The sequence below is a fragment of the Pandoraea sp. 64-18 genome (assembly GCF_001899225.1).
GTDB lineage: Bacteria > Pseudomonadota > Gammaproteobacteria > Burkholderiales > Burkholderiaceae > Pandoraea > Pandoraea cepalis.
Window position 1 is genome coordinate 397,367 of sequence record NZ_MKVU01000012.1, and the last position, 20,558, is coordinate 417,924.

At 64.2% G+C, this 20,558-nt stretch carries 21 protein-coding genes; 20 read left to right on the forward strand and 1 reads right to left on the reverse strand.

The window, feature by feature from the left end; all coding sequences use genetic code 11:
- Nucleotides 1-75 precede the first annotated feature (75 nt).
- The 11 genes from BGP02_RS10350 (at nt 76) to BGP02_RS10400 (ending at nt 10,644) form a co-directional block, all read left to right on the forward strand.
- Complete coding sequence (locus tag BGP02_RS10350; RefSeq protein ID WP_017233757.1) at nt 76-1,197, forward strand: MlaE family ABC transporter permease; 1,122 nt, start codon at nt 76-78, stop codon at nt 1,195-1,197.
- A complete protein-coding gene (locus BGP02_RS10355; RefSeq protein WP_268567186.1) occupies nt 1,197-2,153 on the forward strand; it encodes an ABC transporter ATP-binding protein in 957 nt (318 codons plus the stop codon). Before BGP02_RS10350 ends, BGP02_RS10355 begins: the two co-directional genes overlap by 1 nt.
- Nucleotides 2,143-3,102: an MlaD family protein gene (locus BGP02_RS10360; RefSeq protein WP_026131916.1), complete on the forward strand. Its 960-nt coding sequence runs from the start codon at nt 2,143-2,145 to the stop codon at nt 3,100-3,102. The genes BGP02_RS10355 and BGP02_RS10360 overlap by 11 nt, the downstream gene beginning before the upstream one ends.
- Nucleotides 3,102-3,971, forward strand: a complete 870-nt coding sequence (locus BGP02_RS10365) for an ABC-type transport auxiliary lipoprotein family protein (protein WP_286798444.1) — start codon at nt 3,102-3,104, stop codon at nt 3,969-3,971. The genes BGP02_RS10360 and BGP02_RS10365 overlap by 1 nt, the downstream gene beginning before the upstream one ends.
- 13 nt (nt 3,972-3,984) lie before the next feature.
- The gene (locus tag BGP02_RS10370) at nt 3,985-5,157 is read left to right on the forward strand and encodes a VanZ family protein (RefSeq protein WP_017235593.1); all 1,173 of its coding nucleotides are present in this window, start codon (nt 3,985-3,987) and stop codon (nt 5,155-5,157) included.
- Nucleotides 5,158-5,354: 197 nt separating this feature from the next.
- Nucleotides 5,355-6,896: an MFS transporter gene (locus tag BGP02_RS10375; protein WP_017235594.1), complete on the forward strand. Its 1,542-nt coding sequence runs from the start codon at nt 5,355-5,357 to the stop codon at nt 6,894-6,896.
- A 166-nt stretch (nt 6,897-7,062) separates the two neighbouring features.
- Nucleotides 7,063-7,392: a (2Fe-2S) ferredoxin domain-containing protein gene (locus BGP02_RS10380; protein WP_017235595.1), complete on the forward strand. Its 330-nt coding sequence runs from the start codon at nt 7,063-7,065 to the stop codon at nt 7,390-7,392.
- A 62-nt stretch (nt 7,393-7,454) separates the two neighbouring features.
- Nucleotides 7,455-8,084, forward strand: coding sequence for an alpha/beta hydrolase (locus BGP02_RS10385; protein ID WP_017235596.1), 630 nt, complete (start codon nt 7,455-7,457; stop codon nt 8,082-8,084).
- A 252-nt stretch (nt 8,085-8,336) separates the two neighbouring features.
- Nucleotides 8,337-9,524: a D-alanyl-D-alanine carboxypeptidase family protein gene (locus BGP02_RS10390; protein WP_150562233.1), complete on the forward strand. Its 1,188-nt coding sequence runs from the start codon at nt 8,337-8,339 to the stop codon at nt 9,522-9,524.
- A 2-nt stretch (nt 9,525-9,526) separates the two neighbouring features.
- The gene (locus tag BGP02_RS10395) at nt 9,527-10,375 is read left to right on the forward strand and encodes a D-amino acid aminotransferase (RefSeq protein WP_017235598.1); all 849 of its coding nucleotides are present in this window, start codon (nt 9,527-9,529) and stop codon (nt 10,373-10,375) included.
- A complete protein-coding gene (locus tag BGP02_RS10400; protein WP_017235599.1) occupies nt 10,372-10,644 on the forward strand; it encodes a DUF493 family protein in 273 nt (90 codons plus the stop codon). Before BGP02_RS10395 ends, BGP02_RS10400 begins: the two co-directional genes overlap by 4 nt.
- 68 nt (nt 10,645-10,712) lie before the next feature.
- On the opposite strand, the gene BGP02_RS10405 is transcribed toward BGP02_RS10400, so the two are convergent.
- On the reverse strand, nt 10,713-11,753 hold the full coding sequence (locus BGP02_RS10405; RefSeq protein ID WP_286798446.1) for a transcriptional regulator GcvA: 1,041 nt from the start codon (nt 11,751-11,753) through the stop codon (nt 10,713-10,715).
- Between the two features lie 100 nt (nt 11,754-11,853).
- Between BGP02_RS10405 and BGP02_RS10410 the strand changes: the two genes are divergently transcribed.
- From BGP02_RS10410 to BGP02_RS10450, 9 genes are all read left to right on the forward strand, one after another.
- Nucleotides 11,854-12,186: a DUF2917 domain-containing protein gene (locus tag BGP02_RS10410; RefSeq protein WP_017235601.1), complete on the forward strand. Its 333-nt coding sequence runs from the start codon at nt 11,854-11,856 to the stop codon at nt 12,184-12,186.
- A gap of 261 nt (nt 12,187-12,447) precedes the next feature.
- A complete protein-coding gene (gene lipB / locus BGP02_RS10415) occupies nt 12,448-13,155 on the forward strand; it encodes a lipoyl(octanoyl) transferase LipB (protein WP_017235602.1) in 708 nt (235 codons plus the stop codon).
- Between the two features lie 24 nt (nt 13,156-13,179).
- Complete coding sequence (gene lipA / locus BGP02_RS10420; protein ID WP_017235603.1) at nt 13,180-14,190, forward strand: lipoyl synthase; 1,011 nt, start codon at nt 13,180-13,182, stop codon at nt 14,188-14,190.
- A gap of 369 nt (nt 14,191-14,559) precedes the next feature.
- The gene (locus tag BGP02_RS10425; RefSeq protein WP_017235604.1) at nt 14,560-15,444 is read left to right on the forward strand and encodes an N-formylglutamate amidohydrolase; all 885 of its coding nucleotides are present in this window, start codon (nt 14,560-14,562) and stop codon (nt 15,442-15,444) included.
- Nucleotides 15,444-16,223, forward strand: coding sequence for an IclR family transcriptional regulator (locus tag BGP02_RS10430; RefSeq protein WP_017235605.1), 780 nt, complete (start codon nt 15,444-15,446; stop codon nt 16,221-16,223). The genes BGP02_RS10425 and BGP02_RS10430 overlap by 1 nt, the downstream gene beginning before the upstream one ends.
- Before the next feature lie 289 nt (nt 16,224-16,512).
- A complete protein-coding gene (locus BGP02_RS10435; protein ID WP_017235606.1) occupies nt 16,513-17,481 on the forward strand; it encodes an ABC transporter substrate-binding protein in 969 nt (322 codons plus the stop codon).
- A 14-nt stretch (nt 17,482-17,495) separates the two neighbouring features.
- Nucleotides 17,496-18,332 carry an ABC transporter permease gene (locus tag BGP02_RS10440; protein WP_017235607.1) on the forward strand — a complete coding sequence of 279 codons (837 nt, stop codon included), beginning with the start codon at nt 17,496-17,498 and terminating at the stop codon, nt 18,330-18,332.
- A 10-nt stretch (nt 18,333-18,342) separates the two neighbouring features.
- A complete protein-coding gene (locus tag BGP02_RS10445; protein ID WP_286798447.1) occupies nt 18,343-19,137 on the forward strand; it encodes an ABC transporter ATP-binding protein in 795 nt (264 codons plus the stop codon).
- Nucleotides 19,138-19,181: 44 nt separating this feature from the next.
- Entirely contained in the window at nt 19,182-20,468 is a 1,287-nt protein-coding gene (locus BGP02_RS10450) for a dicarboxylate/amino acid:cation symporter (protein ID WP_017235609.1), read from the forward strand.
- Nucleotides 20,469-20,558: the final 90 nt, after the last annotated feature.

Consider the following 20,558-nt stretch of genomic DNA (forward strand, 5'->3'; position numbering starts at 1 on the left):
CCGGTCGCCCCTGTACCGTACAATGACCGCGTTTTGCCGGATTTCGACGAGTTTGTCGCCAGGAGATCGTCTGTTTTGAACCTCGATGCCGTGCCCACTCTGGAGCTGACCACCACGGCGCAAGGCCCGGTGGTCATGCTGCACGGCCTGTGGACAGCGCTCGCCCTCTCGCAGCGCAAGAAGACGCTGCTGCGCCTGGTCGATTCGCTGCCGCAGGGCGACCTGGCGTGGGACCTGACCCGCGTCGAACGGCTCGACCACGTCGGCGCGCAGGCGCTGTGGCGCTATTGGCAACGTCGGTTTCCCGAGCGCGTCGCGCTTACGCCGACACAGCGGGCGCTCTTCGATCACCTCGCCGAATTCGATCGCTCGCGACAGAGTCCGGCGCCCACCCGCCGCCTCGATCCGATCAGCCGGCTGGGGGCGTCGCTCTTCACGCTGGGCGAGCATTTGCGCGACGGCGTCACGATGTTCGGACGCTTCGTGATCGACCTCGGCCGCGTCATTCGTCATCCGGTTCGCGCGCCATGGCTGGAGATGTCCGCCAATATCTACAGCGCGGGGGCCAAGGCACTCGGTATCACGGCGCTGGTGGCGTTTCTGATCGGCATCGTGTTGTCCTATCTGTCGGCCCAGCAACTCAAGTTGTATGGGGCGAGCACGTTCATCGTCAACATCCTCGGTCTCGCCGTGATCCGCGAACTCGGCCCGGTGCTTTCCGCGATTCTCGTGGCGGGTCGCTCGGGGTCGGCCATCACCGCCCAGCTCGGCGTGATGCGCGTGACCGAAGAACTCGACGCGATGCGCGTAATGGATATTCCGCACGGGTTGCGGCTCGTTCTGCCGAAGGTCATTGCGCTGGCCATTGCCATGCCGCTGCTGGTCATGTGGACAAACATCATCGCGCTGCTCGGCGGCGCGCTCGCGGCAAAGTACGAACTCGGTATCGGACTGCGCTACTTCTTCACCACGTTGCCCAATGCCGTGCCCATCGCCAATCTCTGGATCGGCCTGGGAAAAGGGGGCGTCTTCGGCATGCTGATCGCACTCGTGGCCTGCCATTTCGGCATGCGGGTCAAACCGAACACGCAGAGCCTGGGGGAGGGCACGACTCAGTCCGTGGTGACCTCGATCACCGTCGTGATTCTGGCCGATGCCATCTTCGCGATTCTGTTTCGCAACACGGGGATCGGCTGATGTCCCAATCCCCCGTGCCCGATCGGGCCCCAGCGCTCGCCACGTCGGCCGTCGCGGCCGCTCCCGCCGCGCAGGCTTACGCCAGCGATGTGATATCCGGCGCCGCGGCGGGTTGTCCGCCTGTGTCGTCAAGCCTGCCGGGCGACGCCGACCCGGTGATCGAGGTGCACGATCTCACGAAGCGCTACGGTACGCACACGATTCATGAGCATCTGGATCTCACCGTACGGCAAAGCGAGATCATTGCGCTTGTCGGCGGCTCAGGCTCGGGCAAGACCACGCTGATTCGCCAGATCATCGGGCTGGAGTCGCCGACCACTGGCCACATCAGCGTCTTCGGTCACGACATCACGACGATCGACCGGCGCAGCGCGCACCTGCTGCGCCGCCGCTCGGGCATGTTGTTTCAGCGCGGTGCACTGTTCTCCGCGATGACGGTGTTCGACAACATTGCGCAACCGCTGCGCGAACTGCACACGCTCTCGGAAGATCTGATTCGCGATGTCGTGATGTACAAGCTTGAGATGGTGGGGCTGTCGGGGCGCATGGCCAACCGCATGCCGTCGGAGCTGTCGGGCGGGATGATCAAGCGCGTTGGGATCGCGCGGGCCATTGCGCTGGAGCCGGAACTGCTCTTTCTCGACGAGCCCACGGCTGGGCTCGATCCGCAGGCGTCAGACGAGTTCGTGGACATGATTCGCGGCCTGCACCGCTCGCTGGGCCTGACCGTCGTCATGGTCACGCATGATCTGGACACGGTGATGATGCTCGCCACGCGCGTGGCGGTGCTCGCCGAGCGTCGGGTGCTCGTCAATGCGCCGGTGGAAGACGTGGTCCGTGTCGATCACCCGTTCATCCACAGCTTCTTCCTCGGTGAACGCGGCAGACGCGCGTTGCTCGCGTTGCCTGCGGCGCGGCGCGCCAAGATTTCGGAGTTACTCGACGATGGAAAATAAATCGCACGCTTTCATGGCGGGCCTCTTCACGCTGGTGTTGCTTGCCGCTGTCGCCGCGTCGGTGTACTGGTTCAATCGCGACAATCGTGTGCGCCTTCCCTACGATCTGGTCTCGCACACCAACGTGACCGGACTCAATCCGGAATCCGCCGTGCGGTATCGCGGTCTGTCCGTCGGGAAGGTCGAGTCGATCAAGTTCGACCCGCGCACGCCTGGGCAGATTCTGATCCGCATTCTCGTGAACGAAGGCACGCCGATGACCCGGTCGACGTTCGCCACGTTGAGCTATCAAGGGGTTACGGGGCTGGCCTTCGTACAACTGGACGACGACGGGCATGACCGAACGTTGCTGCCGTCGTCCGAGAAGCACGTCGCGCAATTGCGACTGCGCCCGAGTTTTGTGGACGAACTGCAGCGGCGCGGCAACAACCTGGTACATCAGCTCGAAGAGGCAACGTCTTCGGTCAATACGCTGTTGTCGCCCGACAACCGGCAGGCCATGCTCGATTCGATCAACAGCGTGAAGGCCGCGGCGCAAAGCGTGGATCGCGTGGCGCAGCAGCTCGAGCCCGTCACGGCGCAGTTGCCGGACACCGTGCGCGAACTCACCGGCACGCTTGCCGGGGCCCATCGTCTGACCGATCAATTGACCGATCCTCAGGGGCCGCTCGTGCGCAACCTGGATAGCGTGGGACGCGCGGCCGATCAGGCGGCGTCGAGTCTGGCGGCGTTCCAGGGAACGATGGAAACATTCGAAGGGTCGCTGCAACAGGAAGCGCTGCCGCGCCTGAACACGCTCTCGGACGATCTGCGCTTCACGACGCAGGCGGTCGGGCAAGCGGCTGAGACGATCAATCGCAATCCGCGCGCGCTGCTCTTCGGCACGTCGCCGCCGCCGCCCGGTCCGGGCGAAGCGGGTTTTTCGTGGCCCGGGGGAGAACGTCAATAATGCGCAACACCGTCATGCAAGAGGGTATCGAGATGATTGAGCCGATCGACGCGGGCAAAGTCAGCGAGGCAGGTGTCGCGCCACCCGGCGGCAAGCGTGCGCTCGCCGCCGGGTGGCTTTGCGCCGCCGCGGTGGTGCTGGTGGCGGGGTGCGCCGCCCCGGCACCGTCGGCCTCGCTGACGCGCTTCGATCTCGGCCCGCCGACGATCCCTGCCGCGTCGGCCAATGTCGCTGCCAATGCCGGGGACACCACCGCCAACACCGCCGCCAACACCGCCGCCCCGGCATCGGACGTGGCCGCGGCCGGTGGCCTGCGAATGTCGCCGCTGAAAGTGGTGGTCAACGCGCCAAGTTGGCTCGACGTCGACACAATCTACTACCGCTTGCCCGCCAGCGATGGCGATCAGGCTCGCGGGTATGCGAACAGCCGATGGCTGGCGTCGCCCGCGCGGCTCTTCGGGGATCGTCTGCGCGCGGCGTTGTCGGTCGACCGCCCGGTGCTCGCGGCAGGCGATCCGACCGCTGCGCCGGCGCTACGTGTGGAGCTCGAGGAGTTTGCGCAGTACTTCGACAGTGCGTCGACAAGCCACGGCGTTGTCCAGATACGCGCCACGCTGTTCGATGGGCCGAAGCTGCTCGCGCAGACGACGTTACGTGCGCAGGCCCCTGCCGCGAGTGCCGACGCGGCCGGCGGCACCCGCGCGCTTGCCGCGGCCAGCGACGCGGTGCAGACGCAACTGATTCAGTGGCTCGCCGGGCGCGTGCCGGCGCCAACGGCTACGGCCGGGACAGCGGCACGTGCCCGGTCGCCGTTGCCGTCGCGGACGTTGCCTGCCGCGTCGTCGGCCTCGGGCGCGACAGCACGATAGGGCCGTGCCGCCAATGACCGAGCAGGACGTCAAACCCTGGCAACGACGCGCCTCGCCGCTTGCGCGTCAGGCGCTGCTATGCCTGATACTGCTGATCGCCTATGCGAGCCTGTATCCGTTCGAATTCCAGGGTGCGGCGGTGGGGCCGTTCGACTACCTGTTCGCGCCGTTACCTCGCTGGATCACGCAGTTCGACGTGATCACCAACGTGCTCGGATACCTGCCGCTGGGCATGTTGACCGTACTGGCCCTGCATCCGGCCTGGCGGGGCGTGCGGGCCGTCGTCGCCGCCTTCGTGCTCGGCGCATGGCTTTCCGGTGGCATCGAAGCGTTGCAGACGTACTTGCCGACGCGGGTGGCATCGAACGTCGATCTCGCCACGAACGCGCTCGGCGCACTTATCGGCGGCGCCATTGCGGTGCCGCTCACGAGTCCGCTGCTCGATCGGGGATGGCTGCGGCATTTGCGCTTCGCATGGTTCGAACGCCACGCGAGCCTGCTGCTTGTGTTGCTGGCCCTGTGGCCGTGGGCACAGGCTTACCCGCAGCAGTTTCTCTTTGGCGATGGCGATCTGGTGCGCCAAATATGGCTTTGGCAGGATCCCGACGTCACCGGTCGGGTGATCGACTGGGTACCGCGCTTGGGGCAGTTGCAGGACTATCTTTCCGAACTCGATGCCGTCGCCAGTCATGCCCTGTGGGAGACGGTAGTGAGCGCCAGCGGTACCGTGCTGGCCGGGCTGCTCGCCACGCTCGCGATGCGCCGGACGGCACCGCGTGTGCCGTTGTTGTGCGCCATGTTTACCAGCGCGTTCGCGATCAAAGCCATCGCGTCGGCGTGGCAATTCTCGCCCGCGCAGGCATTCGACTGGGTGACGGCGGGCGCCATTTACGGCGTGGTCATCGGCGCGCTGGTGTTGCTCGTCGCCGGCCGCGGACCGCGTGCGCTGCGCGGGGCTGTCGCGCTGGGCGCGCTTGTCGTGCTGCTGGTGTTCGTCAATCTCCTGCCCGCGAATCCATACTACGAGGCGGCGCTCCAGTCCTGGCGGCAAGGCCGCTACGTTCACTTCAATGTGCTGGCGCGCTGGCTCGCCTGGACATGGCCGTACCTCGTGCTGATCTACCTGCTCGCGATGTTCGATCCGAGCCACCGCGGCCCCGCCCGCACCGCTGGCGTGCGGCGCTAAGGTCGCCCCGGCCTGGCCGAACGGCTTGTTGAGCGGCGCATTGTTGCCAAATCGGCAATAGCGTATTGGCCGCCATCCCATTGGTCCGCAAGCCGGCAACGCCTAGACTCCCATGTAAGGCACGCTGACACTCGGTGTGTCATGACCGCCCGGCATCTTCAGGCAGATCCCGGGCGGTTTTCATTGGCGAGGCGAAGATGAATTCCTGGGGATTGCGGTTGGCACACACGACACGGCAGCGCGTGTTGATGGCCGTGATTGCCGCCGCCACAGGCATTGAAATGCTGGAGAACGGCATGTTCGTGTTCGCGTCGTCCCATATCGCGGGCGGCGTCGGTGCCGCCCCCGAAGAGTACGCGTTTGTCTCGACGCTCTATGCGGTGGCGGGGATCCTCGTCATTCTCAAGCAGCGCTGGCTGGCCTCGCGCCTGGGGTATCGCGCGTTCCTCACCGGCGCGCTCACGCTCATGGCGTTTGGGGCATGGCTGTGCGGCATGGCGCACACGTCGACGCAGCTCGCCGTCGCACGTTTTGTGCTCGGGTTGGGCGCGGGGTCGCTGTTTACTGCCAGCCGGATTCTCATCAACCTGTGTTTCGCGCCGGAGCTTCGGCTCAGGGCGTTGCTCTTCTTTACCTATGGCTTCTTCGGCGGACAAATCTCCGCGCCACTGCTCGCGAGCTATCTCGTCGATCACTTCGTCTGGTCGTCGGTGTTCTTCGCCGTCGTGCCGATCGCGCTTGTGGGGGCGATCGCGTCGTGGCTCGTCATCCCGGACTTTCGCGAGCGCCTGCGCGACGAAGGCGAGTTTGAAATGCGTGGCATCGTCTTCTTCGCCGCCGGCGTGCTGTTCGTCGAAGTCATGATGCAGCGCTCGCGCTTCGACTTCTTCTCCGATCCGCTGCATCTGCTCGAACTCTGCCTGGTGGGGGCGATCTGCGCGATGGGATACATGTGGCATCAGTATTCGCATCACAAGCCGCTGATCGACTTTCGCGTGCTGGTGCGCAATCCGGCCTATGTGCTGGGGCTGGGCGGCTATGCCGTGTACTACTTCTTTTCGTATTCGACGTCGTATCTGTTCCCGATCTACATGCAGCAAGGGCTCAACTGGAGCGTGGAGCACACCGGCTATCTGCAGGCCGTGGCGTCGGTGACGAGCCTCGTCGTGGCCGTGATATACACCCTCGCGCGTCCGAAGTTCGTGCAACTCAAGCCGTTTGTGCTGCTCGGTTACTTGTGCCTCCTCGGCTATGCCTTCCTGCTCTCGCAAAGCTATCAGGGTGTGTCGAGTCAGTGGCTGATCCTGCCGATGGTGCTGAGCGGGCTGGGCGGCGTGTTCGCCATGATTCCCATCGCCGAGCTGACGTTTCGAGGCATGGACGAGTACGTCTTCCAGCACGGCTATCAGACGAAGAACATCGTGCGTCAGTTGGTGAGTTCGATGTCGGTGTCGGTGATGGCCGTGCTGATGCAGGACCGGCAGGCGGTCTTCATGCATCAACTCACGCCGTCGATGACGCCGCTCAATCCGGCATACAACGCGGCCGTCTCACAAGCGCAACAGGCGTTCGGCGCCAGTGTCGATGCGACGACCGCCGCGCACATGGCGTCGGCCTGGGTGGGCGGCCTCGCGTCGCAACAGGCGCTCGTGCTGGCCTGCGTTAACGTGTTCTTCGGCTTCGCGTGCGTGGCGGCGCTCTGCGCTATCTTTATGGCTGTGCAGCGACGCCTGCGCTAGGCGTACGGCACGCGCCGCCTTGCGCCGCGCCGGACGTCCCGGATTTCGCATTTCCTGATGTCCCGCCATGCTGCGCTTCGTGAGCGCACGGGGGCCGACGCCGCAGTGCCCCGGCAGGTCGGTTAGAATGGCCCGCAATACGTTGCCACTCCGCCAAAGCCCCGACATGGCCACCCAGCCGCAGTACTACCAGCATCACGTGTTTTTCTGCCTGAATCAGCGCGAACCCGGCGCCGATCGCCCGTCCTGCGCCAACTGCAACGCGCAGGCGATGCAGGAGTACGCCAAGGCCAAGGTCAAACAACTCGGCCTGGCCGGTCCCGGCAAGGTGCGGATCAACAAGGCCGGGTGCCTCGATCGCTGCGAGCAAGGACCTGTCGTGGTGATCTATCCCGAAGGGACCTGGTACACGTATATCGACGAAACCGATATCGACGAGATCGTTGAAAAGCATCTGGCGCAAGGCGAGATCGTCGAGCGTCTGCTGATCGACTGATCCCGGCGACACAGGCACGGCCCCGCGCACGGCCCTCGCCGCACTTCAGCCCACCATCGCTCATGAACGCCCAGACTGAACGCTTCACTATCGACGGCCCGGTCGGCGCCATCGAAATCGCCATCGACCGTCCGGCCGGCGCGCCGCGCGGCATCACGCTCGTTGCCCATCCGCACCCGCTGTTCGGCGGCACGCTCGACAACAAGGTCGCCCAGACGCTCGCCCGCGCGTTCGTCCAGCTCGGCTACGCCGTGGTGCGCCCGAATTTTCGTGGCGTCGGCAAGTCGACGGGCGAGCACGACAACGGCATCGGCGAGCGCGACGACTTGCTCGCCGTGATCGACTGGATGCGCCAGCAACCGGGCTGGGAGACATTGCCGCTCGCACTCGCCGGTTTCTCGTTCGGCACCTTCGTGCTCTCGCATGTCGCGAAGACGCTGGAGGCGGCGGGGACCGCCGCGCAGCGTCTGGTATTCGTGGGCACGGCAGCGAGCAATTGGGAGGTGGCGACCGTACCGGCCGACACGCTGGTCATTCACGGCGAACTCGACGACACGGTGCCGCTGCAATCGGTGCTGGACTGGGCGCGTCCCCAGACCTTGCCCGTAGTGGTCATACCGGGCGGCGAACACTTTTTCCACGGTCTGTTACCCCTGCTGAAACAGCTCGTGGTCGACGCGTGGCGTCATTGATACACCCGGGGCGAATTTCGGCCGATTTCGACCGTCGAGGCCCGCCCCGCTGGGGACGTGAAATCACGACGCGTATAATTCGACCCTGAACCTTGTCATGCCGCGTCGGGTCTATGGTTCCGACAGGCATGGCCCCGGCGCTCCGGTGCCGCCGTCTTCTTCGCTGTGCCGCGCGCTCGTCAACGTGTCGGCGGCACGGCGTTTCTTCAAGCGCAGATGCCCCTGAGCCTCACATCGTTTTCCTCATCGCCCATGAAATTCAACGCTTCGCTGTCCCGTGCCGCCGCTGCCGCGGCGCTCGTCGCTTGCGGCTCGCTTGCCTCGCTTCCCGCTCGTGCCCAACAGATTCCGCCGCCGCCGATGTCGGCCACGGCGTGGACGATTGTCGACGTCAACAGTGGTCAGGTGCTGGCCGCCGGTAATGCGGATACGCGCGTGGAGCCCGCGTCGCTCACGAAGATCATGACGTCCTATGTGATCTTCGAAGCCCTGCGCGACAAGCGCATTTCGATGGAGCAGACGGTCATTCCGAGCGATTCGGTTCGCAAGGTGGGTCGCGACGAGTCGCGCACGTTCATCGAGGCGGGCAAGCCGGTTTCGGTGCACGATCTGATCTACGGCATGATCGTCCAGTCGGGTAACGACGCGTCGATCGCGCTGGCCGAACTCGTCGGCGGCTCGCAACAGGGCTTCGTCGAACTGATGAACCGCGCGGCACAGCGTATGGGGCTGAAGCACACCCATTACGCGAACGTCGACGGGCTGACCGATCCGCAGCATTACACGACCGTGGCGGATATCGCGGCGGCGTCGACGCACCTGATTCAGGACTTCCCCGAGTACTACAAGATTTACGCGGAGAAGAGCTTTACGTACAACAACATTCGCCAGCCGAACCGTAATCGTCTGCTGTACCTCGATCCGACGGTCGACGGCCTGAAGACCGGCCACACGAAGGAGGCGGGTTACTGCCTCGTGGCGACGGCGTCGCGTCCGATGCCGGGGGCGGCGGGCGTCAACCGCCGGGTGTTGTCCGTGGTCGTGGGCGAGCCGACCGAGCGCGCGCGCGTGCAGGACAGCCTCTCGGCCCTGAACTACGGCTACCAGAACTTCGACACGCTGCGTGTGTACGGCGCCAATCAGGTCGTGGCCACGCCCAAGGTCTGGAAGGGCAAGGACAGCGAGCTGAAGATCGGCGTGAAGAAGGACACCTTCATCACCGTGCCGAAGGGCACCGCCGACAAGATCAAGCCGCAACTCGAACTGCGTGAGCCGCTGATCGCGCCGATCGCCAATGGGGCGCAGGTCGGTACCGTCAAGGTCATGGCCGACGGCAAGTCGCTGGCCGAATTCCCGGTTGTGGCCCTCGCCGACGTTGCGCAAGCCAGCTTCGTCGGCCGCGCATGGGACGCGCTGCGCCTGATGTTCGTGAAGAAGTAAGCATGGATAACCCCACCGTCTGGCTCAATGGCGACCTGATCCCGCTCGGCGACGCGAAAATCTCCGTCCTCGATCGGGGTTTCCTGTTCGGCGACGGCATCTATGAAGTCGTGCCGGTCTATCGCGGCAAGCCTTTCCGGCTTGCGCAGCATCTGGACCGGCTCGAGCGCAGCCTCGCCGAGATCCGCATCGCGAACCCATACACACGCGCCGAATGGGAGGCGCTCTTCGCGCGCCTGTCGGCCACATGTTCGGCCGATCCGCACAGCGTCTATGTGCAGGTCACGCGCGGCGTGGCACCGCGTCAGCACGCATTTCCGAAGGACATCGTGCCCACGGTGTTCGGCATCGCAACCCCGCTCACGCTGCCCAGCCGCGACAAAGTGGCGCACGGCGTGGGCGCGGTCACGCATGAGGATCGACGCTGGTTGAATTGCCATATCAAGTCGACGTCGCTGCTGGGCAACGTGCTGATGGCACAGTACGCCGCCGATCACGACGTTCAGGAAACGATCCAGTTCCGTGACGGGAATCTGACCGAGGCGTCGTCGAGCAATGTGTGGGTCGTCAAGGGCGGTGAAATGTTTGCGCCGCCGCGCGACAATCGTATTCTGGAAGGGATTCGCTACGGCGTGCTCGAAGGACTTGCACGCGAATGCGGCATCCGGTTCCATGAGTGCCCGGTCAGCGAAGCGGACGTGCGCAACGCCGACGAGCTGCTCATCACGTCCGCGACCAAGGAAGTGCTGGCGGTCGTCACGCTTGACGGCAAGCCCGTGGGCGATGGCCGGCCGGGCCCCGTCTTCCAGGCGCTGTATGCCGCGTATCAACGCGCCAAGGAGGCATTGTGACCCTGGACAAGAAGGAAAGCCTGCTGGCGTTTCCGTGCGACTTTCCCATCAAGGTGATGGGGACGACGCAGGACGGTTTCGCCGACGCCATCGTGGCATTGCTGCGAGAATTCGATGCCGAATTCGACGCGGCGACCGTGGAGATGCGCCCGTCCAGCACGGGCAAATATCTCGGCCTGACCGTCACGGTGCGCGCCCACTCGAAAGCCCATCTCGACGATATCTATCGCGCGCTGACTGGGCATCCGATGGTCAAGGTGGTGCTGTAAGCGTGCACCGCGTGTGAGGCGCAGGCGACGCACGCAGGCGCCTCACGAACGCGCTTGCGGTACGCGCATCACGCGTGCGTCGGTGCGCCGTCGTCGGGCGGCGATGAGGCCGTGAGCCCCGGTTGGATGCCCGGTGCGGGCTCACCCGCAGTGGTGACCATGTCGGCCTCCCAGTCGACAGACGTCGGGCGCGCCGGGCGGCGCTGCATGTCCTTCACCGACTCGAACGCCTTCAACTCTTCCAGAAACCACGTTCTGAACGCCTGAACACGCTGCGTTTCCAGCACGGCGGGCGGACACACGAAGTAATAATCCCAGTCACACGGCGTATCGACGTCGGACAGCCGGACAAGACGTCCCGCCATGATGTCGCCCACGGCCAGCGAGCGGCGTACGAGCGCCAGCCCCTGGCCGACGATGGCCGCTTGCGACAACATGCCGGAATCTTCGTACATCATGCCCTGCGTCGGCTCGGGCAGATCGAAGCCCGCCGCCGCGAACCACGGCGCCCACGGCTCGCCTTCAGAGCGCAGCAACGTGCTGCGGCGGAATTCTTCCGCCGTCTTCGGCAGATGCCCCTGGTTGTATGACGGGCTACAGGCGGGGAAAAACACATCGTCGAGCACTTTCTCAATGTGCAGCCCTGGCCAGTTGCCCTTGCCCATTCGCAGGGCGACGTCCACATCCTCGCGCTCGAAGTCGATCAACTGGGCACTGCACCGCAACTCCACTTCCAGCTCCGGATGCCGGTCAATGAAGCGCCCGATGCGTGGTGTGAGCCACCGGCTCGCAAACGACGGCATGGTGGTCAGTACCAGCCGCCGCTCGCTGCGCGTGCCCGCTTGCAACTTGCGCGTCGCCTGCGCAATGTCGCCGAGCGCGGTACGGATCGACGCGGCGTACTGGCGTCCCGCCGGCGTGATGCTGATGCGTTTGCCGTTGCGCGCGAAAAGCGTCGTCCCCAACTCGTGCTCCAGCGCGCGAATCTGATGGCTGATGGCGCCGTGCGTGACGAACAGTTCTTCTGCCGCGCGCGAAAAGCTTTCCAGGCGGGCCGCCGCCTCGAAGGCGCGCAGGGCGCTCAGGTTGGGAAGTCTCCGAATATCCATGTGAGTTTTGTTAGCAACGCCGTGAAAATATGTCGTTTGGTGCAGCGCCCGCCAGTCCCTATGATTCAGTCATTGTCTCGCACTGAGTGGGGGTCGTAAAATGCAAAACAATTTAACAAAGGTGCAGTACTTCTACGGTATCCGCCCCGGGGACGTAATCAGCCTCGACCTGCATCACGAGCATACGCTGGTGGCACGCGGCGCGGCGGTTTGGGTTACGCGTGCAGGCGATCCGCGCGATTACTGGCTCATGCCCGGTCAGCGTCTCGCCGTCGAACCGGGTCGCCGTTACTGGATGTCGTCCGACGGGGTGGCGGAAGCCGAGCTGCAGCGCGAAGTGGCGCACCGTTTCTCACTGGCTCGTGTGCTGCGCCGGTGGCTCGCCGGGCGCCGGGCATCGCGCGCAGCGAACGCCTGCGCGGCCGCCGCCTGACGAACGCCGGTCGCGGGTCCGGCGCGCAGGTTTGGCGCGCGGGGTCATCGACATCGCGCGCCCCTTGGCCTTCGTTGCCAACGGGCGCGCGTTTCATTTCAGAGGGTGACGTCGACGTCGTCGATGTGTCAATGGAATTCACAACAATCTGCGCGATGAGCTGAATGCCCGCAGAGCGTAACTACGCCGGAGAAGCCGCCATCTCGCGCCCGCGAGCGCGGCTTCGAGCACGACTGCGCCGGTTTCGTTAAAATTGCGGGCATGACCTCCCCGATCGAAGTGTGCTGGCGCGGCACCGAAGACTACGCCGCGTCGTTCGACGCCATGCGCGCGTACACCGACACGCGTGGCGCGTACGGCCCCGACCAGCTCTGGATCGTTCAGCATCCGCCTGTCTACACGCTTGGACTGGCCGGCGACCCCGCTCACTTGCTCGTTTCGAATACCGGTATTCCGCTCGTCAAGGTCGACCGTGGAGGCCAGATCACATATCACGGCCCAGGGCAGGTGGTGATTTACCTGCTCGTGGATCTGCGCCGGCGCAAGCTCGGCGTGCGCGAAATGGTGCGTTTGATCGAGCAGGCGGTGATCGACACCCTGGGCGCGTATAATCTCGACGTTGAGCGCCGGGCCGGCGCACCGGGAATCTATGTGAGCCCGGGCGACGGTGCCGCAGCGCATGCCGGTGCGAAAATCGCCGCGCTCGGGTTGAAGATCCGCAACGGATGCAGTTATCACGGCGTGTCGTTGAACGTTGCGATGGATCTGCGGCCGTTCGACTGGATCAATCCGTGCGGCTATGCCGGCCTGCAAACCGTAGACATGGCCACGCTCGGCGTGGCCCCCCGCTGGGACGAAGTGGCCGCGCGACTGGCGCAGCAACTCGGTCATCATCTCGAACAGCACACCGCGTCGGCCGAAGCCGCGCCGCAGGCCGATCCGGCCCCCAGCGCAAACGCCGCCGCCTGATTGGACGTCTGGAAAGCCCCCAACATGACCACCACCGTGACTCAGAACGACACCGCGAACAAGGAAGTTCGCACGATCGACGGCGACTACGACGCCACCGCCAAGCAGAAGTCGCAAGCCAAGACGGCCCGCATCCCGATCAAGGTCGTGCCGATCGAACGTCTGAAGAAGCCGGACTGGATCCGCGTGAAGGCGGCCACCCATACGTCGCGTTTCTACGAGATCAAGCAGATCCTGCGCGAGCACAACCTGCACACGGTGTGTGAAGAGGCGAGCTGCCCGAACATCGGCGAGTGCTTCGGCAAGGGCACGGCCACGTTCATGATCATGGGCGACAAGTGCACGCGCCGCTGCCCGTTCTGTGACGTCGGCCACGGCCGCCCGGATCCGCTCGACGTCGACGAGCCGATCAACCTCGCGAAGACCATCGCCGCGATGCGCCTGAAGTACGTGGTGATCACGAGCGTCGACCGCGACGACCTGCGCGACGGCGGGGCTCAGCACTTCGTCGACTGTATCCGCCACGTGCGCGAGCTGTCGCCGCAAACCCGCATCGAAATCCTCACGCCCGACTTCCGCGCGCGTCTCGATCGCGCGCTGGGCATTCTGAATGCGGCGCCGCCCGACGTGATGAACCACAATCTCGAAACGGTGCCGCGTCTGTACAAGGAAGCGCGCCCGGGGTCGGACTACCAGCACTCGCTCACGCTCCTGAAGGAATTCAAGGCGAAGCATCCGGACGTGTCCACGAAGTCGGGCCTGATGGTCGGCCTGGGCGAGACGGACGAAGAAATCCTGGAAGTGATGCGCGATCTTCGTGCCCACAACGTCGACATGCTCACGATCGGCCAGTATCTCCAGCCGTCGGAGCACCATCTGGCGGTACGTCGTTACGTCACGCCGGACACGTTCAAGATGTTCGAGGAGGAGGCCTACAAGATGGGCTTCACGCATGCGGCCGTCGGCGCGATGGTGCGCTCGAGCTATCACGCCGACGTGCAGGCGCACGAAGCGGGTGTGGCCGACGCTATCTGATTCGCCAGCGTCACCTCGTCGTCAGACACAGAACGCGGGCCGTCGAAAGACGGTCCGCGTTTTTGTTTGCCTTTCAATTACGACGCGTCACAGGATGGGCTCGGTTCAATACGCAATACGCGCGCACAAGTGGGCCCATGCTGACTAAGTCGCTCCAAATGTGTCGCTATCTGCGGTGAACGTCGACGAATCGGGCGCCTCACCCGCCAGTCGCGCCTCATCGCGCCACGAAATATGCTGTAACAACCCTCACCTTGTCGGTTCTCCGGCATTGTTTCAGAATATTGAAACCTTGTTTTGCTTGACAAAACAATGCGGCTGTCATGGGAATTCGCGAACAGACGTTCCCGACGCACGCGAGGAGACTGCATGTCCCGTCAGGTCACCGAGGGCCGATATTTTGTGGAAGCGCCACAAGGGGGCCTGGGGAGGCGCTTGCCTCTGGTGATCGACGCACCGCACAGCGGGCATGTGTTTCCCCCCGATTTCGACACCATTGCGCCGACGGCTGCGATTCTTGCGTGCGGCGATGCTTACGTCGACGAGCTGTGGTCCGTGGCCACGCATCACGGTGCGACGCTCGTTGCCGCGCTTTTCCCGCGCGCCTACATCGACGCGAACCGCGCCGAGCACGACATCGATCCCGAATTGCTCGCAAGCCTGTGGCCGCACGATGCGCGTCCGCAAGCCTATAGCGAGCGCGGTGTCGGCCTGCTGCATCGGTTTGCCGCGCCGAACGTGCCGCTCTACGACCGGCGACTGTCGGTGGCCGAAGTCGAGCGGCGTATTCATGACTATTACCTGCCCTACCGTCACGCCCTGCGCGATGTGCTCGATGCCGCCTGGCAGCGGCACGGTGCGGTCTGGCACCTGAACTGTCATTCGATGCGTTCGCGCGGCGGGGCGCTCGATGTCGATGCCGGCATGTCGCGTGCCGACGTGCTCGTGAGCGACGGCGGTGGGACCACGGCCGATCCGGCCTTCTCTCGCTGGATCATCGCCGAGTTCACGCGACTGGGCTATCGCGTGGCGTACAACACCCCGTGCGGTGAGGACGGCGGCGGCGATCTGGTGCGTCACTTCGGACGTCCCGAGGCGCGGCGCCACAGTGTGCAGATCGAGCTGAATCAGGCGCTTTATCTGAATGAATCGCGCGTGGAGAAGCATGACGGCTTCTCCACGCTGCAATCGCAACTTGGCCAATTCGCGGCGGCGCTCGCCGCCTATGCCGAACAACATAGTGAGGATGTTTGATGGACTATACAGTCGCTTCGGTCGATACGGCGCTTACGCTGCTGTCGCTGGTCGGGGAGTGTCCTGGCCTGGGTGTGACGGAACTGGCGCATCGCGCCGGCCTGAACAAGTCGCGCGCCTTTCGTCTGCTGGCAACGCTCGAGCAGCACCGCTGGGTGGTGCGCGAAGGCAGCCCGGTGACCTATGTGCTGGGCGCTCAGGCGTTGGTGTTGGGCGTGGCCGGGCACGAGCAGGTCAATCTTGTGAAGGTCGCCCATCGCCATCTTCAGGTGCTCAATCGCGCGCTGAACGAGAATATCCAGCTTCGCGTACGCGACGGGCTTGAGTCGCTGTGCGTGGCACGCGTCGAGTCGACCCACGAGTTGCGCGTGCACGGCGTGGTCGGCAATCGTCGTCCGCTGTATGTCGGCGCATCAGGCCGCGTGCTACTGGCATTCGCGTCCGACGATGTTCGCGCGCAGGTGCTGGGCCGTCCGCGCAAGCGCTACACCGCAGGCACGCTCATCGAGCGCGACGAGCTGGCTGCCGAGCTACTCAACGTGCGCCGTCAGGACTGCGCGGTGAGCTTCGGTGAACTCGCGCCCGAGGCCGTATCGGTCGCGGTGCCGGTGCGCGATGCCTCCGGCGAAGTGATCGCGTCGCTGTCGGCGTCTGGTCCGTCGTCGCGCATGACGCGGGCGCTGCTGCCCGACATCTCGTCGCGCCTGTCGGCCTGTGCCACCGAGATCTCGGCTGCACTGGGCTATCAGACGCCCCTGCCGGAAGCGCTGTCCGCCTGAGCGAGTGGTCGGGCCGTGTCGTTGATGCGACCTCGGGATTTGCCCTGGCGCCTTGTGCGACACACTGCGCGTCGTGGATTTTCTGGAAATCCAGAAAGTTTATGACGTCGTTTTCCAGGTTTCCGTATTATCGATCTTCGGGTTTTCCACAGCTTCCATTATTAAAATCAAAGACTTGCGTTGTTGGCATGGGTATTGCTTTTGTAGAGTACGTGCTGCCGCATGATCCGGCGTCCCTACGGGAATCCAGACGTGCCAGGCAAGCCGACCTAATAAGAGAGGAGACCTTATGTTCAAGCAATGTCTTGCCGCTGCGGCACTGTGCGCAGCTTCGCTACACGCGTTTGCCGACGACGTCGTGCGTCTGGGGAATCTGAAGTTCGCCCACTACGGCGCAGTGTCGTACATGAAGGTCATCGGGCCGAAATACGGCCTGAAGATCGAGGAGCGGATGTTCGCCAAGGGGGTGGACATCATGCCGGCGATTGTGGCGGGGCAGGTCGACGTGTCGGCAAGCGCGCTGGATGCCGCAATTGCGGGGCGTGCGCAGGGCGCGCCGATCTACGCCGTGGCCGGGTTCGCGAAGGGCGGTGTGCGCCTCGTGGCGAAGAAGGGCTTGCCGATCACCAAGGTGGCCGACCTCAAGGGAAAGAAAGTGGGCGTGGCCCGTGGCGGTGCCCAGGAGTTGATTCTGTACGCCGAGTTGGCCAAGGCCGGCCTGACGTGGTCGGACAAGCCGGGCAAGGACGTGCAGATCCTCTTCATGGCCTACGCCGACCTGAACCAGGCGCTTGCCGCCGGCAGCATCGATGCGATGTGCCAGTCGGAGCCGCAGGCGTCGCAGGCCATCAACAAGGGCTTCGGCGTGGAAGTGCTCAAGCCGTACGACACGCCGCTCGGCGAACCGGTGCGGGCGCTCGTGATCACCGAGAAGCTCTACAAGGAAAAGCCGGACGTGGCGCAGCGCCTGATGTATGCGTTCGTCGAAGCCACCAACTTCTTTATCCAGCATCCGCAAGCGGCCGAGAAGTTCGTGCGCGAGGACATGTTCAAGAACCAGATCACGCCGCAGGACTTCTCGGATGCCATCGGCAACTCGCCGTATAGCTACGACCTGAGCACCTCGCACGTACAGCTCACGACCGACCTGATGAAACAGTATGGCGTGGGCCGGCTGCAGGATCCGGTGCCGAAGGCGGACGACTGGGTCAAGCTCGACCTGCTCGCCAAGGCGAAGACCCAACTGAACATCAAGTAAAGCGAGGCGAACGGATGGCCGCTGTCCTTGCTTCTTCGGGCGCCACGCGCACCGCGCGCATGATGCGCGGTGTGTTGATTCCGCTCGCGGTCGTGGTGATCTGGCAGATCGTCACGGGCCTCGGGTGGATCAACCCGATCATTCTTCCGTCGCCGCTGGCGGTTGTCGCCAAGTGGTGGCAATACCTCAAACCGACCGTAACGATGGCCGACGGCGTCGGCGCGTGGCTGAATTCGAGCGAATTGCTCATGGACGCCGCCAACAGCCTGTATCGCGTGGTCATGGGCTTCCTCGTGGGCGCGGTGATCGCGTTGCCGCTCGGCCTGCTCATGGGCACCAGCAGCCGCATTTACGGGCTGTTCAATCCGCTGGTGCAGGTGGTGCGCCCGATTCCCCCGATCGCCTACATTCCGCTGGCCATTCTCTGGTTCGGCCTGGGCAATCCGCCGGCGTTCTTCCTGATCGCGCTCGGGGCGTTTTTTCCGGTGCTGATGAATACCATCGCAGGCGTACGTCACGTCGACGGCATCTATCTGCGCGCGGCCCGCAACCTCGGGGCGAGCCAGTTCACGATCTTTCGCCGCGTCATCATGCCGGCGGCGACGCCGTACATCCTGTCGGGCATTCGCATCGGCATCGGCACGGCGTTCATCGTTGTGATCGTGGCCGAGATGATTGCCGTGAACAACGGGCTCGGCTACCGCATTCTGGAAGCGCGCGAGTACATGTGGTCCGACAAGATCATCGCCGGCATGCTGACCATCGGTCTGCTCGGCCTGGTGATCGACCTCGGCATGGATCGTCTCAACAACCACCTGCTCAAGTGGCACCGTGGTCTCGAAACCAAGTGAGGCGAGCGACATGCTGATCGAAATTGAACACGTGGGTAAGCAGTTCCCGATTCCGGGCGGTGTCGTCGACGCGCTCAAGGACATCGACCTGACCATCGGCGCGGGGGAGTTCGTCTGCCTGCTGGGACCGTCGGGCTGCGGCAAGTCGACGCTGCTCAACGCGCTGGCAGGATTCGTGCAACCGACCTCGGGCGCCATCCGTATCGACGGTCGTGCGCATGCGGCGGCCGAGCCGGGCCCGGATCGCGGCATGGTGTTCCAGGAGTACGCGCTGTTTCCGTGGATGACGGTGGCGCAGAACATTGCGTTCGGGCTGGAAATCAAGGGGATGCGCCGCGCCGAGATCAACGAGCGCGTGGACCTGCTGCTCGGCAAGCTCAACCTGCGCGAGTTTCGCGACCGGTTTCCGCGCGATCTGTCGGGCGGCATGCGCCAGCGCGTGGCGATTGCCCGCGTGCTCGCGCTCGACAGCCCGATCCTGCTCATGGACGAGCCGTTCGGCGCGCTCGACGCGCTCACACGACGTACGTTGCAGGACGAGCTGCTGCGCATCTGGGAGGAGTTCAAGAAGACGATCATTTTCGTCACACACAGCATCGAGGAGTCGATCTATCTGGCCGACCGGGTCGTCGTCATGACGTACCGGCCGGGCACGGTCAAGCGAGACATGGTCATCGACCTACCCCGTCCGCGCGATACGGCAGGCAGCGAATTCAATGAATTGAAGAAGTCGCTGGCCCAGATGGTGATGGAGGAGCAAATGCGCTTTGCGCAAAGCGAAATTCGCAGCGTCACCGCGGATTGATAACAAGGGCGGTGGCTTGCCCCGCCGCCTGAAGAGGAAACAACATGCAAACTCAGACCAAAAAACCCTTCTACCGCATCCTGTACGTACAGGTGCTGATCGCCATCGTCATCGGCATCGTGCTCGGTCACTTCAAGCCCGATCTGGCCGTGCAGATGAAGCCGCTCGGCGATGCGTTCATCAAGCTGATCAAGATGATCATCGGCCCGGTGATCTTCTGTACCGTCGTGACCGGTATTGCCGGCATGGAAGACATGAAGAAGGTCGGCCGCGTCGGCGGCAAGGCGATCCTTTACTTCGAAATCGTCTCGACGTTTGCGCTGGTCATCGGTTTGGCGGCGACGCACATCCTGAAGCCGGGTGCGGGGTTCAACGTCGACATCAATACCCTCGATCCGAAGGCGATTTCCGGTTATGCCGCGAAGGCTGCCCACGGCGAGACGTTCGTCGACTTCCTGATGCACCTGATCCCGAGCACGATCACCGACGCGTTCGCCAAGGGTGAGATTCTGCAGATCCTCGTGATCGCCATCCTGTTCGGCGCCGCCCTGAGCATGATCGGTGAGCGTGGCCGCGTGGTGACGAACTGGATCGACAGCGTCTCGGGCGTGCTCTTTCGCGTGGTGCACATCATCACCAAGGTTGCGCCGCTGGGCGCCTTCGGTGCGATGGCCTTCACGATCGGCAAGTACGGCATCGCCTCGCTGGTGCCGCTCGCCAAGCTCATGGGCACGTTCTACCTGACGTCGTTCCTGTTCGTGATCGTCGTGCTGGGTCTGATCGCCAAGTTCACGGGCTTCTCGATCTTCCGTTTCCTCGCCTACATCAAGGAAGAGCTGCTGATCGTGCTGGGCACCAGCTCGTCGGAAGCCGCGCTGCCCCAACTGATGGAGAAGATGGAGAACGCCGGTTGCTCGAAGTCGGTGGTGGGTCTGGTGATTCCGACCGGTTACTCGTTCAACCTCGACGGCACCAACATCTACATGACGATGGCCGTGCTGTTCATTGCGCAAGCGACCAACATTGACCTGACCTGGGGCCAGCAGCTCACGCTGCTCGCCGTGGCGATGCTGACCTCGAAGGGCGCGTCGGGCGTGACCGGCGCCGGCTTCATCACGCTGGCTGCCACGCTCGCCGTGATCCCGACGATTCCGGTGGCCGGGATGGTGCTGATCCTCGGTATCGACCGCTTCATGAGCGAGTGCCGTGCGCTGACGAACCTCGTCGGCAACGGCGTGGCGACCATCGTCGTGTCGGCCTGGGAAAAGGAACTGGACCGCAAGCAGCTCGCGCAGGCCATGTCCAAGAACCGCGAACCTGAGCTGGCCTGACGGCCGGCGGCGGCGGGTGCAGGAGCGTCACGTGAGTCGTTTCGCGTGACGCCACCGGCCCCCCCGCCAACGCAAGATTCGCCACCGGGC